Here is a 20,756-nt window from a genome sequence, read left to right on the forward strand (position 1 = left end):
CTCCCCTTCGGCCGTCAGCTGGTGATCTTGATGTCCGAGATCTTGCCGCGGTAACCGCCGTCACCGCTGCTTGGCAGGTCGGTGAGCCAGACGAGAACGTAGCGGGTCTTCACGGGCTTGGTGGCGGCCAGCGCCACCTGGGTTCCGGACCGCGAGGTCACGGTGGTGAAGTCGTTGGGTGTCGTGGGCTGGGACGAGGCGTTCTCCGGTGCCGTCCGCAGCTGCACCGCAGTGGTGCCCTCGAAGGTGACGTCGACCTTGGAGACCTGCTGAACCGTGCCGAGGTCCAGCAGGATGCCCACGCCGTCCTTCAGCCTGCCGAAGTTCGAGTAGCCCTCGTACCTGGCCGTCTGCCAGGCCGTGGCGGGGTTGCCGTCGTAGGCATTCCCTATCAGGGACGGGGACTCCGAGCCGTCGCCGAGCGGGTCGAAGTCGTGCGCGCCGACGATCGCGACCGGCTTGCCCGTCTCGGGCGCCTTCTCGTCCTCGGTGTTCTCCGGCTGAGTCGTCTGCGGGGTCTCGGTGGTGCTCTTCTGGTCGAGCAGCCGGTCGGCGATCTGCCAGCTGCCCAGACCGAGCGCGGCGATGAGGAGCGCGGACACGGCCCACTTCAGGGCCCTTCCGGTACGGCTCTCCAGCGGTGCCGGGGGTGCGATCACGGGCTGGGTGGTCGTGACGCCCGGACGCTGCTGAGGGCGGCCGTAGGTGCCCTGCTGGTAGGTGGTGCGCTGGTATTCGGGTGGGGTGGGGAACTCGGGCTCCGGCGGGCGGATGCGGGGCATCGCCGCCACGGCCTTGGCGAGCTCGTCCGGGGTGGTGCAGGGCGGCTCCTGGCGGGAGGCGGTGGCTCCGTCGTTGGCCAGGGCGCGCATGGCGATCTCGGACAGGCCGCGGTGGACTCCGGCCCGTACCTGGTCGGGGGCGAGCAGGCCCACACCCTTGGGGAGGCCCGAGAGCCCGTAGGCATCGCTGTCGTACGGCCAGCGCTGGGTCAGCGCCGCGTACAGCAGGGCGCCGATCGCCTCGGTGTCGGTGCGCTGGGGGCGCTCGGCGCTGATACCGCGCAGCGCGGCGTTCACGGCGAGGCCGCGGATCCGGTACTGGCCGGTGGAGCTGCGCAGCACGGCGCTCGGGGTGAGGCGCAGGTGGGCGAGGCCTTCACGGTGTGCGGCGGCCATCGCCTGGGAGACCTGGCTGACGAGCTGATAGGCGTCGTGCGGCTCCAGTGGACCCGCGGCGAGCAGCGTCGTCAGCTCGGTGGAGTCGGGAAGCCACTCGTGCACCACGTACACGAGGTCGTTCTCCTCGACGGCGTCGAGGACCTGGACGAACCGGGGGTCTCCGAGCAGCGCTGCGGAACGGGCCGCGGCGAGGACCGAACGGGCCCGAGGGTGGTCGGCCGGCAGCAGATGGACTCCGACCGCACGCCGAAGTTTCTCGTCGACGGCACGCCAACTGCTGAAACCGTCCAGACGAGTGACGCACTCCTCCAGGCGGTATCGCCTGGCCAACTTGTGCCCGCTGTGCAGTTCGGGTGTCTCGATGGAGGGCTGTTCGCCGTTCTGCCGGTTACCGGCCTTGTCCTCGGTGACCGCGGCGGACTTCTCCGCCGTGTCCTGCGCTTCCGCCACCCCGTCGGTCGCGGCCTTCTCCGCCTTGGCGGTCAGCGGGTCGTCACCGCTGTTGTCGGCCACGTCGACGGCAGCCGTGCTACGTTCCGCCACCGTCGTTCCTGCCTCCCCATCCGTTGCGCCACATCCAACAGCCAAGCCAATTGTGCCCACAGTCGGCCGCTATGCACGACACGCGGCGGCCGACGATGGTTGCGCAGGGCCTGCCTGGCTATCGTCCCAGGCGCCCACGGACCATACCGACCATGGAGTTCAGCTCCTCGATCCGCATCCGCTTCGCCGCCACGAAGAAGACTCCGAGCAGCACCGCTCCGCCGACGAGCAGGGCCACCAACGAGCCGAGAGCGCCGTCGCCGACGACCTTCAGCAGCCCGAAGCCCACGGCGCCGGCCACGATCGCGGCGGGCAGTGAGGCCAGGCAGAGGCGGGCGTAGGTCCGCATGACGTGGGCGCCGTCCAGGTCGCCGCCGAGCCGGTTGCGCAGGCGACGCCAGGCGACGCCGACACCGACCGCGTAGGCCAGACCGTACGCGGCGGCCATGCCGACGACTGCCCACCGGGCGGGGAGCACGAAGTAACAGGCCGCCGAGGCAGCCGCGTTGACGGCGGCGACGATGACCGTGTTGTAGAACGGCGTCCGGGTGTCCTCGTACGCGTAGAAGCCGCGCAGGACGACGTACTGGACCGAGTACGGGATCAGGCCGAGGCCGAAGGCCATCAGGATGAAGCCCATGCCCTGGGCCGCCTGGATGCCGCTGGAGGCGTAGAGCAGGGTGCTCATCGGGACGCCGAGGGCGAGGAAGGCGAAGGAGACCGGGACGATCGCGACGGCGGAGTTCCGCAGACCATGCGAGATGTCGTCGCGGACGGCGCCGGGGTCGTTGTCGTGGGCGGCGCGGGAGATGCGGGGCAGCAGGGCCGCCATGACCGAGACGGTGATGATGGCCTGCGGCATACCCCAGATCAGCTGGGCGTTGGAGTACGCGAGGAAGCCGGCGCCGTCCCTGCCGGACTCCTCACCGGCCGCGGTGGCGAGCTGGGTCACGACCAGCACGCCCGCCTGGTTGGCCAGGACGAACAGCACGGTCCACTTGGCCAGTTTGACCGTCTTGCCGAGGCCGTGGCCCTTCCAGTCGAAGCGCGGGCGGAAGCGGAAGCCCGTCTCGCGGAGGTAGGGAATCATCGCCAGCGCCTGCACGACGAGGCCCAGCAGGGTGCCGATGCCCAGCAGACGGATGCCGTCGTCCGGGATGGTCTGGACACCCATGTGGGACTCGCCGGACGTGCCGTACACCCAGATGAACAGGCCGAACGTGACGATCATGACGATGTTGTTGAGGACCGGGGTCCACATCATCGCGCCGAACTTGCCGCGGGCGTTGAGGATCTGACCCATCACCACATGCACACCCATGAAGAAGATCGTGGGCAGGCAGTAGCGGGCGAAGGTGACGGCGACGCTGTTGGCCGCCGCGTCGTCGGCGATGGTGTTCGACATCAGCCGGATCAGCAGCGGAGCCGCGAAGACGGCGACGACCACGATCGCGCCGAGCGCCACCATGACCAGCGTCAGCAGCCGGTTGGCGTAGGCCTCGCCGCCGTCCTCGTCGTTCTTCATCGAGCGGACCAGCTGCGGCACGAAGACCGAGTTGAGACCGCCACCGACCGTCAGGATGTAGATCATCGTCGGCAGGGTGTAGGCGACGGTGAAGGTGTCACCGAGCAGCGCGGCGCCCAGGGCTCCGGTGATCACCAGGCTGCGGACGAAGCCGGTGAGACGGGAGACCAGCGTGCCGGCCGCCATCACCGCGCTCGACTTCAGCAGCCCGGAGGCGCGACCGGACTTCTTCGGGGCGGGGGCGGGCATCGGATTCGGCTCCGGAGCGGGCGAGGGCACCTGACCGGGGGTCTGCTGGTCCCGGTAGAGGTGCGCGAAGGCGTCCGGCTCGGGCTTCTCGTCGCCGGCTCGGGTCACCAGGTCGTCCACGCCGGTGAACTGGACCGTGCGGGCGTCGTCGCCGTAGGGCAGATGACGCGAGGGGCCGTCCGGCTCGGGCGCCGGGGTCTGTGCCCAGACCCGTGGGTCGGGGGCGTGCTGAGGCGCGGCCGGCTGCTGGTAGAGCGGCTGAGGCTCCTGGTAGGTGCCCGGTGGGGGCGGAGGGTGGGCGGCGCGGTCGTAGAGCGCCTCGGTCACCGGGTCCTGTGCCGACAGATCCTGCGCACGGTAGGGATCGTGGGTGTACGCGTCCTGGACGTAGGGGTCCTGGGCGTACTGGTTCTGGGCGTACGGGTCAGGGGCGGGCTGCTGCGGCGAAGGGACCGGCGTCTGGCCGGGTCCCGGGGGCGCCGCGGGCGTTCCACCGGACGGCTCGGTGCCGCCCGCGCCCTGGCCGCGGTCACCGTCGTACGGCGCGTTCATGGTTACCCCACCTCATCGTCCCCGGCCGACCGGCCACGACATCGCTCAACGGTCCACTTTCTCACCCGGGCCCGACGGGTCGCTGCTTTCGGGACCGGTGTCCGGTGTCGGGTCACTCGGCTGCTCGGGATCGTCGCCGTCCGCGGCTTCCGCTTCGGCGTTCCTGGCCGCCGCGCGCTTGCGCTGGGTGTACATCCGCGCGCCGGCGAGGACAAGGAGCAGGACACCACCGGCGATGACGAGCATCACGGTCGAAGTGATCTCGGAGACCCTCACCGTGAAGGTCATCGGCTGTCCGTACGGCGTGCCGTCCTCGGTGAACAGCTGAGCCGTCATCGGCACCGGGCCGTTGGCGTTGGCCGAAGCGGTGAACTTGACCGACTGGCTGTGCCCGCCGTCGATCCTGACCGGCAGTTCGGCGACCTCGCCGCCGTTGAGCTTCAGACGGGTCTTGTTGCCGGAGGTAAGCCGCAGTTCCAGGTGGTCCACGCCCTGCAGCAGCTTGTTCTGGACGGTCACCGGGATGGTGGCGCTGCGTCCGGAGAGCGTGAGATCGGACTTCTCGATCAGTTGAACCCCTTTGGAGAGGCTCTTCAGATACTGCTGCACCGTGATCCGGTAGAGCGACGCCGCGGGCGCCTGTCCGCGCCAGGACGTGGACATCTCGCGGCTGATCGCGTTGCCGAACGGGGTCACCACCCGGTCCGGCTGGGTCAGGATGACCTTGAAGTCGTCCAGCTGACCACGGGTGGCCTGCATGTCGCGGAAGGCCTGCACCGGCAGTTCCTGCTTGCGCAGCTCCTGCGGGTAGCGGGAGGAACCGGGCACCGTGGTGGCCGCGTCGGGGTCCGGCTTCGCCGTGGAGGCCGCGATGAGGTCCAGCGGCTCCGTCCAGCGCTTGGCCGACAGGCCGCGCAGTGCGCTCGCCATGGTCTGTGCCTGGGCTGTGGTCGGCATCCGCTGCGGAGCGACCACGATGCTGCGCTGCTGGTCGGGCTGTTCCAGCGTCACCGCGAGCGACTGGGCCAGGAACTCCTGGACGGCGCGCGTGGAGTTCCCGGCGGGGAGCATGTCGCCCTCGAACGCCGTCGACAGATAGGCGTCGCTGACGACGGCGGTGGTGCCGCCGCCGATGGGCCGCGCCGCCGTCGGGGTGTACGGGAGGTCGTCCTGGAAGCTGTCCGATCGGGCGATCACCTTGCGGGCACCGGCCGAGGTCGCGACATCCATGATCGAGGGGTCGACGGCTCCGTCGACGGGCCAGGAGAAGTCGGTGGACGGCTTCACGTGGAGGATGGTCTCCACGGTCGTCCCGGCCAGCTCCGTCGCGGGCTGGAGGTGGCTCACGGAGCCGGGGACGTCCTTGCCCCGGTGGGCGAGGGAGGCGATGTCGGGGTCGGCGAACGGCAGGGCGACGACGTTCCGCCCCACGACCGCCTTCTGCAGGGCATCCAGCCATCGCTCGGCGACGGCCTGGTTCCTGCCGGGCACGGTGTCCGTGCCGTTCTTGACCCGGTAGTTCTTCGTCATGGCGTCGACGGTGGCCAGCAGGTCCGGGTCGATCACCCAGGTGACGGGGAGTTCCTTGCCCAGCGTGACCATGTGGTCCAGGCGTCCGCCCGGAGCGAGCTCGGCGGCCAGCTCGTCGTTCTCGAAGACCGGAGTCTGCTGGTCGTCCGTGCCGGTCTCCGCCGACACATGGGCCGAGGAGATCAGCGGCCAGAGGTAGGTGAGCTGGGTCTTCTTCTCCGCGGCCTCGGGCTGGTACGGAAGGAAGGTCCGCTCGATCCCGAGGACCTGCTCCCCTGCCTGGGCCGGCGTCTGCCCCGAGAGCGAGACGCCCAGCTGGTAGACGCCCTCGTCCTCGAGCCCCAGCTTGTCCACCGGTACGGAGAGCTTGAACTCCGTGCTGAGTCCAGCTGCCAGCCGGGGGATCGTGACCTTGTAGCTGCCGCCCAAGGGCGCGGGATCGCTGCCCGGGCGGAAGCCGGTGCGGCTCGAGACGGCGTCGATCTCGCTGCGGCTGGTCATCCGGGGGCCGACCCTGACGTCCACCGTGGCATCGGTGACCGTCTGCTTGCTCTGGTTGGTCACCGTCCCGGAGACGGTAAGCGTGTCGCCCTCGACCGGTGCGCTCGGGGCGAGCGTGTCGAGAGACACATCGACGGTTCGGGAGCCGGCGCCGGTTTCGGCCGCTGCGGCTGCCGCCGTCGGTGCCGTGGCACCGTGCAGGAGTCCGGCCAGCAGAGGCGCCCCGGCGATCAGGGATGCCGTGCGCCGCAGCCAACGACGGGCAGGTGAGGGAAGGGTCCCCTGGATGTCTGCCGCCTCGGCCACGCGTTCGCCCGTCCTCGTCGTATCAGTGGTGTCGGTGGTTCCCCGTTGCTGTGTCCACGCATGGTAACGAGGCACGCTGTGGCCAAGTGCCGGGGACTGCTCCAGCTGATGTGGGGAGAGGTCCGGCCTGCGGGAAAACGAGGACGCTGCCGCGGGCCGGGGCACGTACCCTTTTCTGTTGTGCCGAACGCCAACGAAGACACCCCGACTGCACTGAGCCAGGTGCAACGCCGCGCGGTCAGCGAACTACTGCGCGTGTCCCCTGTCGCCGACGACCTCGCCGTCCGTTTCCAGGATGCAGGGTTCAGCCTCGCGCTGGTCGGAGGCTCGGTACGGGACGCGTTGCTCGGCAGGCTCGGCAACGACCTCGATTTCACCACCGACGCCCGCCCCGAGGACGTACTGAAGATCGTCCGCCCGTGGGCGGACGCCGTCTGGGAGGTCGGGATCGCCTTCGGCACGGTCGGCTGCCAGAAGAGCGGCTACCAGATCGAGGTGACGACGTACCGCTCCGAGGCGTACGACCGGACCTCGCGGAAGCCCGAGGTGTCCTACGGCGACTCCATCGAGGAGGACCTCGTCCGGCGTGACTTCACGGTCAACGCCATGGCCGTGGCCCTCCCGGAGAAGGAGTTCATCGACCCGCACGGCGGTCTCGACGACCTCGCCGCCCGCGTGCTGCGGACCCCCGGCACGCCGGAAGAGTCCTTCTCCGACGACCCGCTGCGCATGATGCGTGCCGCGCGCTTCGCCGCCCAGCTCGATTTCCAGGTGGCCCCCGAGGTCGTCGCGGCGATGACCGACATGGCCGGCCGCCTCGAGATCGTCTCCGCCGAGCGGGTGCGGGACGAGTTCAACAAGCTGGTGCTCTCCGCCCACCCGCGGAAGGGCCTCGGCCTGCTGGTCGACACCGGCCTCGCTGATCATGTTCTGCCCGAGTTGCCTGCCCTTCGGCTCGAAAGCGACGAGCATCACCGTCACAAGGACGTCTACGAGCACTCCCTGACCGTCCTGGACCAGGCGATCGACCTGGAGGAGGACGGGCCGGATCTCGTACTGCGGCTCGCGGCCCTGCTGCACGACATCGGCAAGCCGCGTACCCGCCGCTTCGAGAAGGACGGCCGGGTCTCGTTCCACCACCACGAGGTGGTCGGCGCGAAGATGACCAAGAAGCGGATGACGGCGCTGAAGTACTCCAACGAGATGATCAAGGATGTCTCGCGCCTCGTGGAGCTGCACCTCCGCTTCCACGGCTACGGGACCGGCGAGTGGACCGACTCGGCCGTGCGCCGCTATGTGCGCGACGCCGGCCCGCTGCTCTCGCGGCTGCACAAGCTGACTCGATCGGATTGCACGACGCGGAACAAGCGCAAGGCCGGGGCGCTCTCGCGCGCCTATGACGGCCTGGAGGAGCGGATCGCGCAGCTCCAGGAGCAGGAGGAGCTGGACGCGATCCGGCCCGACCTGGACGGCAACCAGATCCAGGAGATCCTGGGCATCCGACCCGGGCCGGCCGTCGGGCAGGCGTACAAGTTCCTGCTGGAGCTGCGCCTGGAGAACGGGCCGATGGAGCACGAGGCGGCTGTCGCGGCACTCAAGGAGTGGTGGGCGACTCAGAGCTGAGCCGGATCCGTCGATGTTTCACGTGAAACATCGACGGAACGGAGATCGGGAGGGGTGATGTTTCACGTGAAACATCACCCCTTCTTCCGTCCTCGCACCAGCATCAGCGCGGTCGAGGCGTAGAGAACGGCGACCAGCACGATGAGCGGGGCGGACCGGCCGTCCGGCGGGAGCATCAGCGCAGCGACCGCGGCGGCGCCGACGAAGGCGACGTTGAAGAGGACGTCGTAGAGCGCGAAGACTCGTCCGCGGTAGGCGTCGTCCACCGACGTCTGCACCACCGTGTCCGTCGCGATCTTGGCCCCCTGGGTGGTCAGCCCCAGCACGAAGGCCGCGATCAGCAGAGGGGTCTGCGCGAAGGGCAGTCCCAGCGCGAGCTCCAGAGCAGCGGCCGCCCCCGCACACACGGCCATCCAGCCAAAGGCGCCGAACCGCCCGATCGCCCAGGGGGAGAGAACGGCGGCCGCGAAGAAGCCCGCTCCGGAGATGGCGACGGCCAGCCCCAGCAGGGCGAGCCCCTCCGACTCCGTGGAACTCCAGGCGTAGCGGCAGAGCATCAGCACGGTCACCGTCAGGGCGCCGTAGCAGAAGCGCATCAGGCTCACCGCGGCCAGTGCGCGGACCACGGGCCGCCGCTCGGCCAGATGGCGCAGTCCGCCCATGAGGCCGCGGGCCGTCGAGGTCAGCGCGGCGCGCAGCCGGGGCTGGATCTCGTCCGGGTCGGGGCCGAGGAGCTCTCGGGGCATCCGTAGGGAGGCGAGGGCGGAGCAGAGATAGAGGAGCGCGCCCAGCACCACGACCGCGGCGTCGGACTCCTCGGAGATCAGTCGCACCCCGAAGGCCAGACCGCCGCCCGCCGTCGCGGCCACCGTGCCGGCGGTCGGCGAGAGGGAGTTGGCGACGACGAGTCGCTCGGCGTCCACGACCCGGGGCAGTGCGGCGGAGAGGCCCGCGAGGACGAAGCGGTTGACGGCGGTCACCGAGAGGGCCGAGGCGTAGAAGAGCCAGTCGGGTACGGAGATCAGCATCAGCACCGCTGTGCCGCAGGCCAGGAGTGTCCGCAGGAGATTCCCGTAGAGGAAGACCTGGCGTCGTTGCCAGCGGTCCAGGAGGACGCCGGCGAAGGGGCCGACGAGGGAGTACGGGAGCAGGAGGACGGCCATGGCGGAGGCGATGGCGGCAGGGGAGGTCTGCTTCTCGGGGGAGAAGACGACGTACGTGGCCAGCGCCACCTGGTAGACGCCGTCGGCGCACTGCGAGAGCAGACGGACGGCGAGGAGGCGGCGGAAGTTCGTCAGGCGCAGGAGTACGCGCAGATCACGTACGACGGACATGGCAGCAAGACTCACATACGAAGAGGGCCCCCGGGCGTCAGACCGGGGACCCTCGATCGATGAACTCGATCAGCGTCTTAGCGCTCGACCTCGCCCTTGATGAACTTCTCGACGTTGGCGAAGGCCTCGTCGTCGAAGTACTGCACCGGCGGGGACTTCATGAAGTACGAGGACGCGGAGAGGATCGGGCCACCGATGCCCCGGTCCTTGGCGATCTTCGCGGCGCGCAGGGCGTCGATGATGACACCGGCCGAGTTCGGGGAGTCCCAGACCTCGAGCTTGTACTCCAGGTTCAGCGGAACGTCACCGAAGGCGCGACCCTCCAGGCGGACGTACGCCCACTTGCGGTCGTCCAGCCAGGCCACGTAGTCCGACGGACCGATGTGGACGTTCTTCTCGCCCAGCTCGCGGTCGGGGATCTGCGAGGTGACGGCCTGCGTCTTCGAGATCTTCTTCGACTCGAGGCGGTCGCGCTCGAGCATGTTCTTGAAGTCCATGTTGCCGCCGACGTTGAGCTGCATGGTGCGCTCAAGACGGACACCGCGGTCCTCGAACAGCTTCGCCATCACGCGGTGCGTGATGGTGGCGCCGACCTGGGACTTGATGTCGTCACCGACGATCGGGACACCGGCCTCGGTGAACTTGTCCGCCCACTCCTTGGTGCCGGCGATGAAGACCGGGAGAGCGTTGACGAACGCGACCTTGGCGTCGATGGCGCACTGCGCGTAGAACTTCGCAGCCTCCTCGGAGCCCACGGGCAGGTAGCAGACCAGCACGTCGACCTGCTGGTCCTTGAGGACCTGGACGACGTCCACGGGAGCCTCGGCGGACTCCTCGATGGTCATGCGGTAGTACTTGCCGAGGCCGTCGAGGGTGTGGCCGCGCTGGACCGTGACGCCCGCGTTCGGGACGTCGCAGATCTTGATGGTGTTGTTCTCGCTGGCGCCGATGGCGTCGGAGAGGTCGAGGCCGACCTTCTTCGCATCGACGTCGAAGGCGGCGACGAACTCGACGTCACCGACGTGGTAGTCGCCGAACTGGACGTGCATCAGGCCGGGCACCTTGGTCGCCGGGTCGGCGTCCTTGTAGTACTCGACGCCCTGCACCAGCGAGGCGGCGCAGTTGCCCACGCCGACGATGGCTACGCGAACCGAACCCATTTCCGGTTGCTCCCTGTGTGATCGTGGAAGCCCTGCGGGGTGCAGGGTTTCACTTGGCGGTGTCGTCGGACGGATCCGGCCGGGTACTGCCCCCGTGCCGGGGCAGGCCGCCCGTTTCTCCAGAATCGTTGTCGTGCTGAGCGGTGCCCTCGGGGGCGTCGGAGCCGGATCGCTGATCCCGCCCCGCCCGCTCGCTCTCGATGAGCTCGTTCAGCCAGCGCACTTCACGCTCCACGGACTCCATGCCGTGGCGCTGCAGCTCAAGCGTGTAGTCGTCGAGGCGCTCGCGCGTGCGGGCCAGAGAGGCGCGCATCTTCTCCAGGCGCTCCTCCAGCCGACTGCGGCGGCCTTCCAGTACCCGCATCCGCACCTCGCGCTCGGTCTGACCGAAGAAGGCGAAGCGGGCGGCGAAGTGTTCGTCCTCCCAGGTGTCCGGACCGGTGTGGGAGAGGAGCTCTTCGAAGTGCTCCTTACCTTCGGCCGTCAACCGGTAGACGATCTTGGCGCGGCGCCCTGCGAGTGAAGCGGCGAGCGCGTCCTCGGGGGCACTTCCCGGCTCTTCGATCAACCAGCCGTTGGCGACCAGCGTCTTGAGGCAGGGATAGAGGGTCCCGTAGCTGAAGGCCCGGAAGATGCCCAGCGAGGTATTGAGCCGCTTCCGCAGCTCGTACCCGTGCATCGGGGCTTCGCGGAGCAAGCCGAGAACGGCGAACTCGAGGATTCCCGAGCGTCTGCTCATCCGCCGCCTCCTCCGCCTTCGGGTCCCTTATGCCGCACTGATGTATCGACTCGATACATCATGACGATAGAACGGCCGGTCTCCAGCGACAAGTGGGGCTGTAGTGACCGGCGTCACATCGTCAATTCACAGCAATTGACTTGCCTGATTTGGGGTGAACTTCGGCCCTAGGCAGGTTTTGACCGTGCGTAGTCTGTGCGGCATGCAGAGCACCGGGAACCGAGCGACGCCGCAAGGCGTCAGTGATGCGGGTGACCGGCTGCGGTACGGAGGAGTCTTCGATGAGACTCGGCCGTCCGCATTTCGGGGGGACCGGAACTCAACTGCCGCTTCCAGGCGCATGCGCCTGCCCGAGGAGTAGTCGTTCGATGAGCGAGCACCGTCGCAAATTGCCGCAGTCGCAGCCGCCGAGTGGCGGCCGCGCGGCGGCCCGACGCGCTGCCCAGCAGCCCATGGGCCGTAGGTCGGCCCAGGCGCGGGATGTCGGTACGGGATCCCCTTCGTCCGGGTACGGAGAGGAACGAACCTACGGAGGGCGGGCCGAGGCCCGTCGCGCGGCACAGCGCGGCGGCAGCCGTCGGCGCACCCCTGACGGAGGCGGCGGCGCCGGCGGCCACGGCGGTGGCCGGCGCGGCGGTGGAGGCGGCGGCCAGGGCGGTCCGGGCCGCGGCCGCGGTGGTGACCGTCCGCCGGGCAAGAAGAGGGTGATCGACTACCCGCGGTACGGCAAGTACGGCTGGCGCCGCTGGATGCCCTCGTGGAAGCTCGTCACCGGGCTCTGCCTGGTGTTCTTCGGCGGTGTGATGGGTGCGGCGACGATCGCGTACTCGCAGGTGGTGATCCCCGAGCCGGCCGATGCCGCCACGGCGCAGAACAACGTCTACTACTGGGCCGACGGCTCGCAGATGGCCGCGACCGGTGGTGAGGTCAACCGCCAGATCATCGGGATCGAGAAGATTCCGAAGCACATGCAGGACGCGGTGATCTCGGCCGAGAACAAGACGTTCAAGGAAGACTCGGGCATCGACCCGATGGGTATCGGCCGTGCCGTCTGGAACATGGCCAAGGGCGGGCAGACCCAGGGCGGCTCGACCATCACCCAGCAGTTCGTGAAGAACAACATGCTCAACGACCAGTCGCAGACCCTGACGCGAAAGGTCCAGGAGCTCTTCATCTCCATAAAGGTCGGCGCCGAGATGGAGAAGCCCGACATCATGGCGGGCTATCTGAACACCGCGTACTACGGTCGCGGTGCCTACGGCATCCAGGCCGCGGCCCGGACGTACTTCAACAAGGACGCCGACAAGCTCAACGTCAGCGAGTCCGCCTTCCTCGCCTCCCTGCTCAAGGGCGCGACCTACTACGACCCCGCGGGCTCCACCGACATCGACCCGAAGGCGACGGCGGAGGCGAACACGGACCGTGCCACCGAGCGGTGGAACTGGATCCTCGGCGAGATGGTCAACGACGGTCACCTCGACCCCGCGGAGCGGGCGAAGTACCCGACGTTCCCCAAGGTGCAGCCCCTGAAGAAGAACGCCCAGCTGACCGGCCAGATCGGCTATCTGGTCAGCACGGCCAAGGCCAACCTCGTCAACAACTCGGAGATCACCGAGAAGGATCTCGCCCTCGGCGGCTACCGGATCTACACGACCTTCGACAAGAAGAAGGTCAAGGCGCTCGAGGACTCGATCAAGAAGGTCTACGCCAAGCACATCGACCCGAAGGAGCGGCCGAAGACGGACACCCACGTCCAGTTCGGCGGCGCCTCGGTCGACCCCAAGACCGGTGAGATCGTCGCCATCTACGGCGGCACCGACGCCACCAAGCACTTCACCAACAACGCCGACCAGACGGGTGCGCAGGTCGGATCGACCTTCAAGCCGTTCGTCCTGGCCGCGGCCATGGAGTACGGCGTACGGGACAAGTCCGAGCCGCCCGTCCAGGACGAGACCACGCGCAAGATCGTCGACCCGAACAAGAGCCGCTACTCCGGCAAGAACAAGCTGAAGGTCAAGAACTACGACGGCACGGTCTGGCACGACGAGAACGGCAAGGAGTGGCTGCAGGTCAACGACGACGACGCGGACTACGGCCCCATGAGCCTCCGCGAGGCGATGATCCGCTCCGCCAACTCGCCCTACGTGCAGCTCGGCATGGACGTCGGGATCGACCAGGTCCGCGAGACGGCGGTGAAGGCAGGTCTGCGGGAGAGCTCCCTGGTGAAGGCCAACGTGCCGTCGTTCTCCCTCGGCATCTCCGACCCCAGCGCGATCCGGATGGCAGGCGCGTACGCGACCTTCGCGAACAACGGCGAGCAGATCGAGCCGTACTCCGTGAAGAAGATCGAGTCGAAGAAGGGGACGGTCTACGAGCACAAGGCGACGCCCAAGCGCGCCTTCTCGACGGCCATCGCCAGCAATGTCACCGACGTCCTGCGCGATGTCGTCGAGAACCCGAAGGGCACCGGCCGGAAGGCCGCCATCCCGGGTCGTGACGTCGCCGGCAAGACGGGTACCACCGACGGCAACAACTCCGCCTGGTTCGTCGGATACACCCCGAACCTGTCGACCGCGATCGACATGTACCGCTTCGACGACGACGCGAGCAACACCAAGCGCAAGTTCGAGTCCATGTTCGGCACGGGCAACCAGCCCAAGATCCACGGTTCGTCCTTCCCCTCGCAGATCTGGAAGGACTACATGACCGACGCGCTCGAGGACATGAAGGTCGAGTCCTTCCCGGAGCCGGAGGACCTCGACGCGGAGATCGTCTACGGCGGAGGCGCCTCCAGCCCGACGCCGACGCCTTCGCAGACCCCGTCGTCCACGCCGTCGTCCACGCCCTCGTCGACGCCTTCCTCGAAGCCCAGCAAGTCGCCGGACCCGGGCGAGAGCTGTGGCGTGTGGGACTGGGGCTGCACGAACGGCGGGCAGGACGGTGGCGCCAACTCGGGCAACGACAACGGCGGCGCCTCGGACGGCGGTGCGACCTCGACGCCGACGACACCCACGCCGACGAGCACCGACACCGCTGGAACCGGCAAGCCCAACGGTGGAACAGGCTGGCTGGGCGGCGGCTGATCCGCCCGCCGGGCCCCGCCCGGCACGGCCCTGAGGGCCGCCGTCCCCGACACGTACCCCAGGTACGTCGCCGGGGGCGGCGGCCCTCACCGTTTCTCGGGGGGACGTACGGCAGGATGTCCCCCATGCCGAGCCTCCACAAGACGAGTCCGCCTCAGGACCGGCCGCAGGACCCGCCGGTGGTGTGCCCCACCCGCCGCGACGAGGTCGCAGCGGCGGGCAGCGAACTGATCGGCGGGCCGATCGGCCGCCGGGCGCTGCTCGGCACCGGCCCCCTCACCCCCGTGCGGGTGATCGCACTGGTGGCCATCGGGATGTTTGCCCTCGGGATGGTGCAGAAGATCCCGTGCTACGACTGGGCCTGGTTCCGGGGCACCACGTCCCAGTACACCCACGCCTGCTACTCCGACATCCCGCACCTCTTCGCCGGGCGCGGGTTCGCCGAGGGCCTGGTGCCGTACTTCGACCGCCTGAGCGGCGACATAGAGTTCCTGGAGTACCCGGTCCTGACCGGTCTGTTCATGCAGGTCGCGGCCTGGCTGACGCCCGGTGGCAGCGATTTGATGCACCGTGAGCAGATCTACTGGATGGTCAACGCGGCCATGCTGATGGTCTGCGCCGCCGTCATGGCCGTCTGTGTGGCGCGCACCCACCGCCGTCGGCCCTGGGACGGGCTGCTCGTCGCCCTGGCCCCCGCGTTCGCGCTCACCGCCACCGTCAACTGGGATCTGCTGGCCGTCGCGCTGACCTCCGCCGCCGTGCTGATGTGGTCACGCGGACGTCCGCTCGCGGCCGGCATCCTCATCGGCCTCGCGACCGCCGCCAAGTTCTACCCGGTCCTGCTCCTCGGACCGCTGCTGCTGCTGTGCTGGCGGGCCTGGCGGTGGCGGGAGTACGGGGCGGCGCTGCTCGGTGCGGCGGGCGCCTGGCTCGCGGTGAATCTGCCGATCATGCTGCTCGCGCCCGAGGGGTGGAAGCAGTTCTACACCTTCAGCACCGAGCGGAACATCGACTTCGGATCGATCTGGCTGCTGATCAGCCAGCGCAGCGGAGAGCCGATCGCGCCGGGTACGGCGAACACCTTCGCGATACTGCTGATGCTGCTCGCCTGCGTGGGTCTCGGCGTCCTGACGCTCACCGCACCCCGCCGGCCCCGCTTCGTCCAGCTCGCGTTCCTGATCGTGGCCGCGTTCGTGCTGACCAACAAGGTGTACTCGCCGCAGTACGTCCTGTGGCTCGTCCCGCTGGCCGCGCTGGCCCGGCCGCGGTGGCGCGACTTCCTGATCTGGCAGGCCTGCGAGGTCATGTACTTCCTGGGCATCTGGATGTACCTGGCCTTCACCATGAGCGGCAACAAGCAGGGCCTGCCGACGGACGGCTACCACTTCGCGATCGTCCTGCACCTGCTCGGCACGCTCTACCTGTGCGCCGTGGTCGTGCGGGACATCCTGGCGCCCGAGCGGGACGTGGTGCGTCAGGACGGCTCGGACGACCCCTCAGGGGGCGTCCTGGACGGCGCGGAGGACGTCTTCGTACGGGGCAGGGCCGCGCACCCGGCCCGGCACGCCGCCATGGCCGTCGAGGGGCCGCGAGTGGAGTGGGGAGTCCCGCGGGAGTAGCGCGGGACCCCGGGTGGCTCAGCGCTCGACGAGGCGGTCGAACTGCGTGGTGGTGTGCCGCAGGTGGGCCACCAGTTCGTCGCCGACCTTCGGCTCCTGGGCGTCGGAGGGGACGAACAGGATCGACACCTGCATGTGCGGCGGCTCGGCGAACCAGCGCTGCTTGCCGGCCCAGACGAACGGCGAGAGGTTCCGGTTGACGGTCGCCAGACCGGCGCGGGCCACGCCCTTCGCACGCGGCATCACGCCGTGCATCGCCTTGGGGGCCTCCAGGCCCACTCCGTGCGACGTTCCACCGGCGACGACCACCAGCCAGCCGTCCGAGGCGGCCTTCTGCTGGCGGTAGCCGAAGCGGTCGCCCTTGGCGACCCGGGTGACGTCCAGGACGGCGCCGCGGTACTCGGTCGCCTCGTGGTCGCCCAGCCAGAGCCGGGTGCCGATCCGGGCGCGGAACCGGGTCTGCGGGAACTGCTGCTGGAGCCGGGCCTGCTCCTCGGCCCGCAGATGGCTCACGAACATGGTGTGCAGCGGCAGCCGGGCGGCCCGCAGCCGGTCCATCCAGGCGATGACCTCCTCGACCGCGTCGGTGCCGTCCGTGCGGTCCAGGGGCAGGTGGAGGGCGAAGCCCTCGAGCCGTACGTCCTCGATGGCGGCGTGCAGCCGGCCGAGGTCCTCCTCGAGGATGCCGTGGCGCTTCATCGAGCTCATGCACTCGATGACGACGCGCGCGCCGACGAGGGCGTGCACGCCGTCCACGGACGACACGGAGCGGATCACCCGGTCGGGCAGCGGCACCGGCTCCTCGCCCCGCCGGAAGGGGGTGAGGACGAGCAGGTCGCCGCCGAACCAGTCCTTGATCTTCGCGGCCTCGTACGTGGTGCCGACGGCGAGCATGTCCGAGCCGAAGCGGGCCGCCTCGTCGGCGAGCCGCTCATGGCCGAAGCCGTAGCCGTTGCCCTTGCAGACGGGGATCAGTCCGGGGAACTGGTCGATCACGGTCTTCTGGTGCGCCCGCCAGCGAGCGGTGTCGACGTAGAGGGAGAGCGCCATGGCCGGCCCGGAACCTTTCTGATGGCTGCGGTGTATCAAAGGTATGTACGAGACCTACGAGATTACGTACGAGACTACGCAACCGTCAGCGGCGCGACATGTAGATGTCGAGCGCCTTGTGCAGGAGCTTGTTGAGCGGGAAGTCCCATTCGCCGACGTACTCCACCGCCTCGCCGCCCGTGCCCACCTTGAACTGGATGAGGCCGAAGAGGTGGTCGGTCTCGTCCAGCGAGTCCGAAATGCCGCGCAGGTCGTAGACGGTCGCGCCCATCGCGTAGGCGTCACGCAGCATCCGCCACTGCATCGCGTTCGAGGGCCGGACCTCGCGGCCGATGTTGTCCGAGGCTCCGTAGGAGTACCAGACGTGGCCGCCGACCACGAGCATGGTGGCCGCGGACAGGTTCACCCCGTTGTGGCGCGCGAAGTACAGCCGCATCCGGTTGGGGTCCTCGTTGTTCAGGACGGTCCACATGCGCTGGAAGTACGAGAGCGGACGCGGGCGGAAGTGGTCGCGGACGGCCGTGATCTCGTACAGCCGCTGCCACTCGGCGAGGTCCTCGTAGCCGCCCTGGACGACCTCGACGCCGGCCTTGTCGGCCTTCTTGATGTTGCGGCGCCAGAGCTGGTTGAAGCCCTTGAGGACGTCGTCGAGGGAGCGGTTCCCGAGGGGCACCTGGAAGACGTAGCGGGGCTGGACGTCGCCGAAGCCGGCGCCGCCGTCCTCGCCCTGCTGCCAGCCCATCTTCCGCAGCCGGTCGGCGACTTCGAAGGCACGCGGCTCGATGTGCGTGGCCTCGACGTCCTTCAGGCGCTTCACGTCCGGGTCCTGGATTCCGGACTTGATGGCGGCGGAGTCCCAGCGCCGGATGACGACCGGGGGGCCCATCTTCACGGAGAAGGCGCCCTGCTGCTTGAGATGCGCGAGCATCGGCTGCAGCCAGTCGTCGAGGTTGGGGGCGTACCAGTTGATGACCGGGCCCTCGGGGAGATAGGCCAGGTAGCGCTTGATCTTCGGCAGCTGGCGGTAGAGCACGAGGCCCGCGCCGACGAGCTCGCCGGACTTGTCGAACCAACCCAGGTTCTCCGAGCGCCACTCGGTCTTCACATCAGCCCACGCCGGGACCTGGCAGTGGCTCGCCGCGGGCTGGCTCTGGATGAATGCCAGATGCTGCTCACGGCTGATGGTCCTCAGGGTCAGGCTCATGCGGGGCGCTCCTCGGCAGGTGTGTCCCCATCGGTACAGGGGCTCCGGCTCACGCGCCGAAGCCTACTGCGACCGGGGAGCGCCCTCATGGGCCGTGTGGCCCACGGCCGGCGGCCGACCCGGGATGTCTCAGGCGAGGCCCCCGTAGAACATGCCGAGATAGAAGCCCACCGCCGAGGCGCCGAGTCCGACGATCAGGACGAAGCGTTCCCTGGTGGTCACGGAGACGAACTGTCCGAATGCGCCGGTCACGATGCCGATCAGCCCGGCCCAGGAAGCCAGCACGTGCAGGTCGTGGAACTGCGCGGTGATGAAGGAGAGGACGCCCAGGAAGAGCGTCACCCCCATCAGGGTGTCCTGGAGCGGGTGGGGCTTGCCGTCGGTGGCGAGAAGGGAATGTCCGGGGTCGGGTCGCATTGCCTGAGCCATGGGGCACCTCCTGGCGTGCCTGCCGGGAAGGCGGCGCATCCTAGCGCCGCCGACATCCGATGTGTACAGATTGCGTCCCCCCACCACCGGATTTCAACCGGAAGCCGGTGTGCAGGTAGTCTGTACGGTCTGCACCGGTGTCTGCCCAGGTCCACCCAGGACCCCGACGGTCTCCTCGCTCGCCGAGGGGGTTTGTCAGTGGCGGCCGATACCGTTGCTTACGCATCACGACCCTCCTGCCACGGAACGACCGTGGCCGCTGAGTCCAAAGGAGGTGGGTTCCACATGCGTCACTACGAGGTGATGGTCATCCTCGACCCCGATCTCGAGGAGCGCGCTGTCTCCCCGCTGATCGAGAACTTCCTTTCTGTCGTCCGTGAGGGCAACGGAAAGGTCGAGAAGGTCGACACCTGGGGCCGTCGTCGTCTCGCCTACGAGATCAAGAAGAAGCCCGAGGGCATCTACTCGGTCATCGACCTGCAGGCCGAGCCTGCGGTCGTCAAGGAGCTCGACCGACAGATGAACCTGAACGAGTCGGTCCTCCGGACCAAGGTCCTCCGTCCCGAGACCCACTGAGCATCTAGCTCAGAGGTCATCGGGTTCGAGTAGCAGTAAGCAGCCAGAAGCAATCCCGCCGAGAGGTTCATCCAATGGCAGGCGAGACCGTCATCACGGTCGTCGGCAATCTTGTCGACGACCCCGAGCTGCGCTTCACCCCGTCCGGTGCGGCGGTCGCGAAGTTCCGTATCGCGTCCACCCCCCGCACCTTCGACCGTCAGACCAATGAGTGGAAGGACGGCGAGAGCCTGTTCCTGACCTGCTCGGTCTGGCGTCAGGCGGCGGAGAACGTCGCCGAGTCGCTTCAGCGAGGCATGCGCGTCGTCGTGCAGGGCCGGCTGAAGCAGCGGTCGTACGAGGACCGCGAGGGCGTCAAGCGCACGGTCTACGAGCTGGACGTCGAGGAAGTCGGCCCCAGCCTCAAGAACGCCACGGCCAAGGTCACCAAGACCACCGGTCGCGGTGGCCAGGGTGGCTACGGCGGCGGGGGCGGCCAGCAGGGCGGCGGCAGCTGGGGCGGAAGCTCCGGTGGTGGCCAGCAGGGTGGCGGCGGTGCTCCCGCCGACGACCCGTGGGCGACCAGCGCGCCGGCCGGTGGCGGCCAGCAGCAGGGCGGCGGAAGCGGCGGCTGGGGTGGAAACTCCAGCAGCGGCGGCGGCTACTCGGACGAGCCTCCCTTCTAGGGCACTCCCCTCGAAGAGAGCTCGTACCCAAACTTCTTGATCACACAGGAGAAACACCATGGCGAAGCCGCCTGTGCGCAAGCCTAAGAAGAAGGTCTGCGCGTTCTGCAAGGACAAGACCGCGTACGTGGACTACAAGGACACGAACATGCTGCGGAAGTTCATTTCCGACCGCGGCAAGATCCGTGCCCGCCGCGTGACCGGCAACTGCACGCAGCACCAGCGTGACGTCGCCACGGCCGTCAAGAACAGCCGTGAGATGGCGCTGCTGCCCTACACGTCCACCGCGCGATAAGGGAAGGGTGACCGAAAAATGAAGATCATCCTGACCCACGAGGTCTCTGGCCTCGGTGCCGCCGGCGATGTCGTCGACGTCAAGGACGGATACGCTCGCAACTACCTGGTCCCGCGTGGTTTCGCGATCCGCTGGACCAAGGGTGGCGAGAAGGACGTGGCGCAGATCCGCCGCGCCCGCAAGATCCACGAGATCGCGACCATCGAGCAGGCCAACGAGATCAAGGCCCAGCTCGAGGGCGTGAAGGTGCGTCTGGCCGTTCGCTCCGGCGACGCCGGCCGCCTCTTCGGCTCCGTGACCCCGGCCGACATCGCCACGGCGATCAAGTCCGCGGGTGGCCCCGACGTCGACAAGCGTCGCGTCGAGCTCGGTTCGCCGATCAAGACCCTGGGCTCGCACCAGGTGTCCGTGCGTCTGCACCCCGAGGTTGCCGCGAAGCTCGGCGTCGAGGTCGTCGCCGCGTAACGCTGCTCTCAGCAGTACGGAAGGGGCGCCCCCCCCCGGGGCGGGCCGGCCCCCCGGTACACGGAAAAAAAAAAAACGGGGGGGGCCGTGTAGATCAACCCGCCCGAGCGGGGGGGCCCCCCCACAG

16 protein-coding genes are annotated in these 20,756 nt (G+C 68.7%); 7 read left to right on the forward strand and 9 right to left on the reverse strand.

Annotated features, from left to right (window positions below):
* Positions 1 to 14: 14 nt before the first annotated feature.
* The 3 genes from ACFV9D_RS09420 to ACFV9D_RS09430 form a co-directional block, all read right to left on the reverse strand.
* Positions 15 to 1,724: a protein kinase family protein gene (locus ACFV9D_RS09420; protein WP_385143383.1), complete on the reverse strand. Its 1,710-nt coding sequence runs from the start codon at positions 1,722 to 1,724 to the stop codon at positions 15 to 17.
* A gap of 118 nt (positions 1,725 to 1,842) precedes the next feature.
* Positions 1,843 to 4,050 (reverse strand): murein biosynthesis integral membrane protein MurJ, encoded by a 2,208-nt coding sequence (gene murJ, locus ACFV9D_RS09425; RefSeq protein WP_385143386.1) that lies wholly within the window; start codon positions 4,048 to 4,050, stop codon positions 1,843 to 1,845.
* A gap of 45 nt (positions 4,051 to 4,095) precedes the next feature.
* Positions 4,096 to 6,387: a DUF6049 family protein gene (locus tag ACFV9D_RS09430; RefSeq protein ID WP_385143389.1), complete on the reverse strand. Its 2,292-nt coding sequence runs from the start codon at positions 6,385 to 6,387 to the stop codon at positions 4,096 to 4,098.
* Positions 6,388 to 6,567: 180 nt separating this feature from the next.
* Between ACFV9D_RS09430 and ACFV9D_RS09435 the strand changes: the two genes are divergently transcribed.
* Positions 6,568 to 8,010: a CCA tRNA nucleotidyltransferase gene (locus tag ACFV9D_RS09435; protein WP_385143392.1), complete on the forward strand. Its 1,443-nt coding sequence runs from the start codon at positions 6,568 to 6,570 to the stop codon at positions 8,008 to 8,010.
* Positions 8,011 to 8,084: 74 nt separating this feature from the next.
* Here the strand turns inward: ACFV9D_RS09435 and ACFV9D_RS09440 are convergent, their stop codons facing one another.
* The 3 genes from ACFV9D_RS09440 to ACFV9D_RS09450 all read right to left on the reverse strand — a co-directional run bounded on the left by ACFV9D_RS09440 (position 8,085) and on the right by ACFV9D_RS09450 (position 11,243).
* On the reverse strand, positions 8,085 to 9,344 hold the full coding sequence (locus ACFV9D_RS09440; protein WP_385143395.1) for an MFS transporter: 1,260 nt from the start codon (positions 9,342 to 9,344) through the stop codon (positions 8,085 to 8,087).
* Between the two features lie 77 nt (positions 9,345 to 9,421).
* A complete protein-coding gene (locus ACFV9D_RS09445) occupies positions 9,422 to 10,504 on the reverse strand; it encodes an inositol-3-phosphate synthase (protein WP_385143398.1) in 1,083 nt (360 codons plus the stop codon).
* Between the two features lie 49 nt (positions 10,505 to 10,553).
* Positions 10,554 to 11,243 carry a helix-turn-helix transcriptional regulator gene (locus ACFV9D_RS09450; protein ID WP_385143401.1) on the reverse strand — a complete coding sequence of 230 codons (690 nt, stop codon included), beginning with the start codon at positions 11,241 to 11,243 and terminating at the stop codon, positions 10,554 to 10,556.
* 368 nt (positions 11,244 to 11,611) lie between these two features.
* Between ACFV9D_RS09450 and ACFV9D_RS09455 the strand changes: the two genes are divergently transcribed.
* Together ACFV9D_RS09455 and ACFV9D_RS09460 are read left to right on the forward strand one after the other, a co-directional pair.
* Positions 11,612 to 14,326, forward strand: a complete 2,715-nt coding sequence (locus ACFV9D_RS09455) for a transglycosylase domain-containing protein (protein ID WP_385143403.1) — start codon at positions 11,612 to 11,614, stop codon at positions 14,324 to 14,326.
* A gap of 125 nt (positions 14,327 to 14,451) precedes the next feature.
* Positions 14,452 to 15,945 carry a glycosyltransferase family 87 protein gene (locus tag ACFV9D_RS09460; protein WP_385143407.1) on the forward strand — a complete coding sequence of 498 codons (1,494 nt, stop codon included), beginning with the start codon at positions 14,452 to 14,454 and terminating at the stop codon, positions 15,943 to 15,945.
* An 18-nt stretch (positions 15,946 to 15,963) separates the two neighbouring features.
* Here ACFV9D_RS09460 and ACFV9D_RS09465 read toward each other — a convergent pair whose 3' ends face one another.
* The 3 genes from ACFV9D_RS09465 to ACFV9D_RS09475 form a co-directional block, all read right to left on the reverse strand.
* A complete protein-coding gene (locus ACFV9D_RS09465) occupies positions 15,964 to 16,995 on the reverse strand; it encodes an alanine racemase (protein WP_385143409.1) in 1,032 nt (343 codons plus the stop codon).
* An 85-nt stretch (positions 16,996 to 17,080) separates the two neighbouring features.
* Complete coding sequence (locus tag ACFV9D_RS09470) at positions 17,081 to 18,199, reverse strand: lipid II:glycine glycyltransferase FemX (protein ID WP_385143412.1); 1,119 nt, start codon at positions 18,197 to 18,199, stop codon at positions 17,081 to 17,083.
* Positions 18,200 to 18,328: 129 nt separating this feature from the next.
* A complete protein-coding gene (locus tag ACFV9D_RS09475) occupies positions 18,329 to 18,628 on the reverse strand; it encodes a hypothetical protein (protein ID WP_385143415.1) in 300 nt (99 codons plus the stop codon).
* Positions 18,629 to 18,913: 285 nt separating this feature from the next.
* Between ACFV9D_RS09475 and rpsF the strand changes: the two genes are divergently transcribed.
* The 4 genes from rpsF to rplI all read left to right on the forward strand — a co-directional run bounded on the left by rpsF (position 18,914) and on the right by rplI (position 20,629).
* Positions 18,914 to 19,204, forward strand: coding sequence for a 30S ribosomal protein S6 (rpsF, locus tag ACFV9D_RS09480; protein ID WP_004950685.1), 291 nt, complete (start codon positions 18,914 to 18,916; stop codon positions 19,202 to 19,204).
* A gap of 74 nt (positions 19,205 to 19,278) precedes the next feature.
* Positions 19,279 to 19,869, forward strand: coding sequence for a single-stranded DNA-binding protein (locus tag ACFV9D_RS09485; RefSeq protein ID WP_385143418.1), 591 nt, complete (start codon positions 19,279 to 19,281; stop codon positions 19,867 to 19,869).
* A 58-nt stretch (positions 19,870 to 19,927) separates the two neighbouring features.
* Positions 19,928 to 20,164, forward strand: a complete 237-nt coding sequence (gene rpsR / locus ACFV9D_RS09490) for a 30S ribosomal protein S18 (RefSeq protein WP_005315025.1) — start codon at positions 19,928 to 19,930, stop codon at positions 20,162 to 20,164.
* A gap of 18 nt (positions 20,165 to 20,182) precedes the next feature.
* Positions 20,183 to 20,629, forward strand: a complete 447-nt coding sequence (gene rplI, locus ACFV9D_RS09495) for a 50S ribosomal protein L9 (protein ID WP_315894947.1) — start codon at positions 20,183 to 20,185, stop codon at positions 20,627 to 20,629.
* Positions 20,630 to 20,756: the final 127 nt, after the last annotated feature.

The sequence above is a fragment of the Streptomyces sp. NPDC059875 genome (assembly GCF_042731085.1).
Lineage (GTDB): Bacteria > Actinomycetota > Actinomycetes > Streptomycetales > Streptomycetaceae > Streptomyces.